The organism is uncultured Nisaea sp., assembly GCF_963974195.1.
In the GTDB taxonomy this organism is placed as follows: domain Bacteria; phylum Pseudomonadota; class Alphaproteobacteria; order Thalassobaculales; family Thalassobaculaceae; genus Nisaea.
Map to the genome: position 1 here is coordinate 1 of NZ_CAXBDC010000151.1, position 7495 is coordinate 7495.

8 protein-coding genes are annotated in these 7495 nt (G+C 63.1%); 6 read left to right on the forward strand and 2 right to left on the reverse strand.

Annotated features, from left to right (window positions below; all coding sequences use genetic code 11):
* Both AAC126_RS20885 and AAC126_RS20890 read right to left on the reverse strand, forming a co-directional pair.
* A partial coding sequence (locus AAC126_RS20885) for a class III extradiol ring-cleavage dioxygenase (protein ID WP_339857173.1) occupies positions 1-453 on the reverse strand: 453 nt, incomplete at its 3' end.
* A 5-nt stretch (positions 454-458) separates the two neighbouring features.
* A complete protein-coding gene (locus AAC126_RS20890; RefSeq protein ID WP_339857175.1) occupies positions 459-896 on the reverse strand; it encodes a DoxX family protein in 438 nt (145 codons plus the stop codon).
* A gap of 126 nt (positions 897-1022) precedes the next feature.
* Between AAC126_RS20890 and AAC126_RS20895 the strand changes: the two genes are divergently transcribed.
* The 6 genes from AAC126_RS20895 (at position 1023) to phnE (AAC126_RS20920) (ending at position 7312) form a co-directional block, all read left to right on the forward strand.
* Complete coding sequence (locus AAC126_RS20895) at positions 1023-1928, forward strand: LysR family transcriptional regulator (RefSeq protein WP_339857177.1); 906 nt, start codon at positions 1023-1025, stop codon at positions 1926-1928.
* 120 nt (positions 1929-2048) lie between these two features.
* Entirely contained in the window at positions 2049-2969 is a 921-nt protein-coding gene (locus AAC126_RS20900; protein ID WP_339857179.1) for a PhnD/SsuA/transferrin family substrate-binding protein, read from the forward strand.
* A 209-nt stretch (positions 2970-3178) separates the two neighbouring features.
* Positions 3179-4036, forward strand: a complete 858-nt coding sequence (phnC, locus tag AAC126_RS20905; RefSeq protein WP_339857181.1) for a phosphonate ABC transporter ATP-binding protein — start codon at positions 3179-3181, stop codon at positions 4034-4036.
* A gap of 56 nt (positions 4037-4092) precedes the next feature.
* Complete coding sequence (gene phnD, locus AAC126_RS20910; protein ID WP_339857184.1) at positions 4093-5010, forward strand: phosphonate ABC transporter substrate-binding protein; 918 nt, start codon at positions 4093-4095, stop codon at positions 5008-5010.
* A gap of 110 nt (positions 5011-5120) precedes the next feature.
* Positions 5121-5960, forward strand: a complete 840-nt coding sequence (phnE, locus tag AAC126_RS20915; RefSeq protein WP_339857185.1) for a phosphonate ABC transporter, permease protein PhnE — start codon at positions 5121-5123, stop codon at positions 5958-5960.
* 11 nt (positions 5961-5971) lie between these two features.
* Positions 5972-7312 (forward strand): phosphonate ABC transporter, permease protein PhnE, encoded by a 1341-nt coding sequence (gene phnE / locus AAC126_RS20920; protein WP_339857187.1) that lies wholly within the window; start codon positions 5972-5974, stop codon positions 7310-7312.
* Positions 7313-7495 lie beyond the last annotated feature (183 nt).

Sequence of the window (7495 nt, forward strand, 5' to 3'; positions counted from 1 at the left end):
CGGGGCGAGTGCACGGCCGATCTCGAAATGCTGCCGTGCCGTGCCGCCCCGCACCAGCGAGAGCTGGACGACGGGGATATCGGCTTCCGGATAGACAAGCGAGAGCGGAACCCAGGTGCCGTGATCGAAACCACGGCTGGCATCCTTCCGCACTTCTATTCCCTGACCGGTCAGCAGGCCATCGACCCAGTCAACCAGATCGGAAGCGGTTCGGGCCGGGTACCGGATGCGATAGAGCGCGTCCGGAAAGCCGAAGAAATCATGCACCGTTTCGGGAGCCTCGGCCGTGGTCAGCGTCGGCTGTGCCGCTTCCCAGTGGGCCGAGACGATGAGGATCGCCGCCGGGCGTCCGATCCGGCTACCCAGTGTCCCGAGGAAATCCTTCGAGACGTGGTTGGTGAGCAGCAGGTCGGGGGCGCCGTGCGGCAGAAACAGGCTGGGCAGGCTTGCCATGGGACTTATCCCTGCCGGACGAAGCTGCCGGGCGTCAGGGAGAGGATCTTCGGCGTGCGCACGGCATAGGCGCCGTCACCGAGCAGAGCCTGAACCACGAGGGTTGCCGCCCAGAATGCCGGGAATTCCCAGCCGCCGTTCGGGTTCGTGTAGAGCCAGCCATTCGCGCCATGCACCAGGAAGACGGCGCCGAGCAGGATCGGCAGGGTGGCGATGGAAACCAGCCGGGTGGCGAAACCGGCGATCAGCGCTGCACCGCCGCCCACCTCGGCGAGGATCGTCAGGTAGGCGAAGAAGCCGGGCAGGCCGAGGCTCTCGAAAAAGCCGACGGTGCCGGCGGGAGTGAAGACAAAGAGCTTGAGGGCGCCATGGGCGAGGAAAAGCACGCCGAGGGAGACGCGAAGGATGAGCGCGGCATAAGGCGCGGTGTTCTGGTTGGTCATCGGATTGTCCTTTCGTTTCGAGGAAAGGGCGGCACACCGCGCCGCCTGTCCGACATAGTTAATTGCAGTCTATTGTCGCCATAAGCTCTCTATTGATTGAATTAATATAAACGATATGTTGCTAATATGGATTCCATAGAGCAGATGCGGATGTTCTCGGCTGTTGCCGCGACAACATCCTTTTCGAAGGCCGCCGAGCGGCTCGGCACCAGCGCCCAGAATGTCAGCAAGAATATCCGGGCGCTTGAAGACGTGCTCGGGGTTCTGTTGCTGCACCGGACGACGCGGGTCGTCACCCTGACGGAAGCCGGACGGGCCTATTTGCCCCGCTGCAACCGGGTGATCGAGGAATTTGACGAATTGCGCGCGGTGATGCGGGACGAGGGCGCGGCGCCGAGCGGCAATCTCGTCGTTACCGCGCCGGTGCTGTTCGGCGAGATGTATCTGATGGCCGCGGTCGAGAAATATCTGGCGGCCAATCCCGGCGTCACCATCGACCTGCGGCTGAACGACCGGCATCTGTCCCTGATCGACGAGGGCGTCGACCTGTCGGTCCGGATCGGCGTTCTGCAGGATTCGACACTGATCGCGAAACGGCTTGGCGAGATCCGCCTGATTACCTGCGCGGCGCCGTCATATCTGGATCAGGCGGGCCGTCCAGCGCATCCGGACGAGCTTCCGGCGCACAGATGCATTTTCGACACCAACCGGCGCGGGCCTGTGCAATGGTCGTTCCGGGATGGCGGGGAAAGCCTGACAATGAATATCCGGCCGCGGGTCCGGGTGAACAGTGCCTCCGCTGTCAGAAGGCTGCTTTTGTCGGGCGAGGGTATCGGGATCGTGCCGAGCTTTGTCGTCGCCAATGACTTGCGCTGCGGACATCTGGAGGCGCTTCTGGAGCCGTTCGAGGATCGCAGCTTGCCGATTTCCCTGCTCTATCTCGCCAACCGCCACCTGTCGCGAAAGGTCCGCTCCTTCATCGGTTTCATCGAAGCGGAAATCGCGGCCACGGAAGACTGGAACGCGGTTTAACGCACCGATTCCCGGACCGTCATCAAACGGTCAAGCTCTTCCGCTAAGGTTCCCCGGAATGCAGGCTGGACTCCGCATCCCGTGTCGGGTGCGGCGGCTTCTGAACGAACGGATGGAACGATGCGACAGGCATTTGCGCGTGCAGCGATCGCGGCGGCCAGCATTGCTGCTTTCGCCGGACTTCTGTTTACGGCCCCGGCTGCCGGAGCCGATGTTCTCCGGATTGGTGTGATCGGCGGCAAGGCGGTCTCCGATGACTTCGCGGCCCAGAAGTGCTTCGCACATGACCTGGCGGACGGTCTTGCGGCGCCGGTGCAGATCCTGGCCCTGCCTTCCGGAGAGGAATTGCGCCACGCCTTGAGTATAGGCGCGGTGGATGTCGCCGCGCTTTCAACCCGGGCCTATAGCGCTCTCTGGCGCGCTAATCCCGGCGCGGTGCAGCCTGTGCTGGCCACGCTTGGACGTGGCGGGTCCATGGGATATCGCGCTGTTGCATTCTCCCGTCCGGATGCGGAGATCGACGCGCTCGACACGCTGAAAGGCAAAAGCATCGGCTTTGCCGACCGGCGCTCCATGCCGGGCTATTTCATACCGTCCGTCGCCCTGGAACGGGCCGGGCTGAATACCGAACGGGACCTGAAGACGGTGCAGTTCGGTGGCGGCTATCATGCGACATTCACGGCGCTGGAAAGCGGGGCGGTGGATGCCGCTGTTTCCTGGCGGTCGGAAACCGCATCCGGTGCGGTGGTGGATTCCGGGCCGCTCGGGCGTTTTCAGCTTACTTCCGATGCGCGCTTCTCCGAGTTCTGGCACTCACCCGTGATGCCGAACGGTCCGGTGGTTCTGCGCACGGGGCTCTCCGAGAGCATCAAGAAAACCGTCACGGACCGGATCGCCGCCCTCGGCAAGACCGCGCCGGACTGTCTCGCGGCGGCCCTCGGCCTGCCGGTCACTGGTGTGTTCCCGGTCTCGCATGCCGATTACGAGATCTTTATCGCCGCCGATCACAAGCGCATTTCCCTGTCTGTTGCCAGTAACTAAGCCCGCCCTCAGGCGCAGGCATCCGACGGCTTCATGAAACTGAAGCAAAAGCGTCACGAGAACGACCCGCACGGTTGATACCAACGCTCCAGTCGGATCTCGCGCGGTGTGATTTCTCCAGCCGTGTTGTCCGAGTTGCCGGTCACCCTTGTGACCGGTTCAGGCGGGCTGCTCGCAGCCCCGCACGGCGCGAGACTCAGAGGTGGGGCATGATCGAGTTCAAAAACGTTACCAAGGCTTTCGGCAACATGGTCGCGGTCGATTCCGTGACCTTCACGGTGGAAAAGCCGCAGATGATCGGTGTTATCGGCCGCTCCGGTGCCGGGAAATCGACTTTCCTGCGGCTGTTCAACCGCCTCACGAATGCCAGCTCCGGCCAGATCCTGGTCGATGGCACCGACGTGCTCAGTCTGAAAGGCAATGCCAAGCGGCGCTGGCAGAAGGACTGCGCGATGATCTTCCAGCAGTTCAACCTGGTCCCGCGCCTTGATGTCGTCACCAACGTGATGCTCGGCCGGCTGAACCAGCAGGGCACGCTGCGCTCCATGTTCAAGATCTTCTCCCAGCGCGATATCGACGATGCGCTGGCCGCGCTCGACCGCCTCGGCCTGGCCGAGCGGGCCCTGCAGCGGGTGGAGACCATGTCCGGCGGACAGCAGCAGCGCGTGGCCATCGCCCGCGGTCTGATGCAGCAGCCGAAAATCATCCTTGCCGACGAGCCGATCGCCTCGCTCGATCCGTTGAGCGCCGAGGTCGTCATGGGCTCGCTTCGGGAAATCCATGATCGGGACGGCATCACCGTGATGTGCAACCTGCACACGCTCGATACCGCGCGCAGCTATTGCGACCGGGTCATCGGCATGAGCCAGGGCAAGGTGGTGTTCGACGGCGCGGCCGACGAGCTGACCCCGGAAGCGGCGCGCGAGATTTACGGCGCCGAGGAAGCCCTGAACGAGGCAGTGACCTCGACCAGCATTTCGGCCGGCGCTTCCGCGCGGGCCAGATCCAATCCCTCAGTGCCGGGCCAGGGGGCCGGGGTTGCTGAGGCGAATGCGGCCACGGCCTGAATGCGGCTACCGCCGATGTTCCGTGGAAGCAATTCCAACCTAGGGAGTAGTTAGGGATGAAGTTCGTTCGCAATTTCGCGGTGGCCGCGGCCGTCGCCATGACGGCGTTCGGCGCCGCCAATGTCCATGCCGAAGACAAGATTTCCGAATTCCGTATCGGCGTCCTCGGCGGTGAAAACCAGTCCGACCGTATGCGCTCCAACGAGTGTGTCCGGACCAAGGTTGAAGCACTGCTCGGCGTGCCGACGAAGATCTTCGCACCGGCCGACTATAACGGCGTCATCGAAGGCCTGATCGGCCGTAACCTCGACATGGCCTGGCTCGGTGCTTCCGGTTATGCCAAGACCTACATCACCGATCCGGAAGCTGTTGAGCCGGTTCTGGTGAAGATCAATGCCGACGGTTCCATGGGCTACCACTCCATCGGCTTTGCCCGCGTTGACAGCGGCATCAAGTCCCTCGACGACATGAAGGGCAAGAAGTTCGGTTTCGGCGATCCGAACTCGACCTCCGGCTATCTCATCCCGTCCATCGAAATCCCGGCTGCCGGTTTCCCGATGGAAAGCGGCAAGTATTTCGGTGAAGTCGTCTTCACCGGTGGCCACGAGCAGACCATCGTTGCCGTTGCCAACGGCGATATCGACGCCGGGGTGACCTGGGCCGACGGCCTGGGTGCCTGGGAAGAAGGCTACAACAGCGGCGCCCTGCGCAAGGCCGCCGATGCCGGTCTCGTCGACATGACCCAGCTCGTGCAGATCTGGAAGTCCAAGGTCATCCCGGAAGGCCCGGTCGTGCTCCGCAAGGATCTGCCGGCCGACGTCAAGCTGAAGGTGACGGGCCTGATCGCCGGTCTCGCTTCCCTTGATCCGGAATGCGCCTACAGCTTCATGGCCGGTGAAATCAAGGGCATGGCCCCGGTTTCGCACGAGACCTACGAAGTCATCATCGAAGCGCGCAAGCGCAAGATGAAGTAAGGCACGGCCTTACGGACTGAACACGGGCCGGGACCGCCAGAGTGCGGTCCCGGCCACGTTCCGGACCCCGGGTTCGGGATCTTCCAATTCCCAATGGCAGGACATTCCCCATGGTCGAAGTGATGCGCCAGGAAGTGCTCGCGCTCGAAGGGCGCCGACGGCTCTATACCGGGCTTTCCCTCGCGCTGCTGCTCGCCGTCGTGCTCTCCGGTTACAGCGAGGCATCGGCCCTCAATTCCGGTGGTTTCCTGCAGGGGCTGTCCAAGTTCTTCGACTATCCGGCGCAGATCGTCATGCAGGCCTGGGATCAGGGATGGGCCTTCTGGGCCCTGTTCCCGAAATTCCTCCCGGCCCTGATCGAGACCCTGAACATTGCCGCCGTGGCCACGCTGATCGGTGCTTTCTTCGCCATGATCCTGTCGCTGCTTTCCAGCCGCAATCTGGAAGTCCATCCGCTGGCCATTCCGGTCGTGCGCCGCATCATGGACATCATGCGCGCCTTCCCGGAGCTGATCATCGCGCTGTTCCTGATTTTCGTGCTCGGCGCCAGCCCGGTTCCGGCCGCCATCGCGGTCGCCTTCCATACCTCCGGTGCGCTCGGCAAGCTGTTCTCCGAAGTGAACGAGAATATCGATGTGAAGCCGCTTGAGGGCCTTAAGGCCGTCGGCGGCAACTGGCTGCAGCGGGTCCGCTTCGGCGTGATCCCGCAGGTGCTGCCGAACTACAGCAGCTATTTCCTGCTGCGCTTCGAGATCAATGTGCGCGCCTCCGCCATCCTCGGCTTTGTCGGCGCGGGCGGTATCGGCACCGAGCTTTCCCGGGCCATCGGCTGGGGCGCCGGGTCGGAGACGGCCGCTCTGTTCCTCATGCTGTTCCTGTCGATCGTCGCCATCGACCAGCTCTCATCCTATCTCCGCCGGCATTTCGTCGGCGCCGAGAATTTCAGCTAGGGGAGGCGGATATGGCTGTCATTTCCGATCAGGGCGCCGCCATCATGGCTGAGCCGGTTCGCATATCGGTAAAAAAGGCTTCCGCCGTGCCGATGCTCCTGCTGGCGGGCGTGGTGCTGTATCTCTTCTATGCCTGGACCGCGTTCGACATCACGATGCTGCTTTCCCGGGCGCAGCTCTCCAAGGGGGCGCTGCTGATTTCCGACGCGGTTGCCTACAAGACCCACGTCACCAAGAGTTTCCGCCGGGGCGACTTCGAGGTCGCCATCGAGGGCGAACGGCATGCGACGTTCGAGACATTGCCGGACTGGGTGACGGGCGACGCCGATAAATTCACCGTCGATCTTGGCGAGGGATATGTCGTCCGGGTCGAGGGGCAGAGTGTCGATTTCGAGGTGCCGGATTACGGCACCATCCATGCCGAACTGGTGGGCAAGAAGATCGTCACCACGCTGCCGGATGGACCGGTGCCGGACTGGCTCAATGCCCGCGATGTGAAGCTCGATGCCCGGCCAACCTTCTCCCGCAGAGTGCAATTCACCCGGGCCAAGGTGGAGATCCACAAATTCCAGTACGGATGGGAGAATTTCTGGTTCCCCTTCACCTCGGAGCTGCACGGCAAGAGCTTCGGTGAGCTGGCCGCGCTCGCCATCTCCGGGGAGCGGCTGAACCCGGACCAGGCGAACTGGCAATACATCCTGGCGAGCTTCTGGGGCAATCCGGAATGGCAGCACGGTCATGTCGCCGTAGCCCTGTTCGAGACCATCCTGATGGCCGTCCTGGGTACCGTCACGGCGGCCTTCTGCGGCCTGCCGCTGGCCTTTGTCGCCGCCTCGAACTTCAATCCGAACAGCACGATCCGTTTCGTCGTGCGCCGGGTATTCGATTTCGTCCGCGGTATCGACATGCTGATCTGGTCACTGATCTTCATCCGCGCCTTTGGTCTCGGCCCGCTGACCGGCTCGCTCGCCATCGCCTTCACCGACACAGGCTCGCTCGGCAAGCTGTTCTCGGAGGCGCTGGAGAATATCGACCGCAAGCAGGTGGAGGGCGTCGGCGCCACGGGCGCGAACCGCTGGCAGCGCTACCGCTTCGGCGTGATCCCGCAGATCCTGCCGGTCTTCACCTCGCAGTTTCTCTATTACGTGGAATCCAATACCCGCTCGGCCACGGTGATCGGCGCGCTCGGCGCCGGCGGCATCGGCCTTGTCCTGGTGGAGACCATGCGGACTTCGCGGGACTGGGAAAACACCTTTTATATCATCAGCCTGATCATCGTCATGGTGTTCATGATGGACGGTGCGTCAAGCTGGCTGCGGCGCAAACTGATCGCTGGCGGGGAGAGCCGATAAAGAATTCAGCCGGGCAGGGCACCCCTCTGTTGACAAGCCCCGCCCGCCTCGCCTATATGCGTGCTTCCGCGCGGGCAAGAAGGCCTCGGCCAACCCCTCGCGAGCCCCATGGGGCGGAGTAGCTCAGCTGGTTAGAGCAGCGGAATCATAATCCGCGTGTCGGGGGTTCGAGTCCCTCCTCCG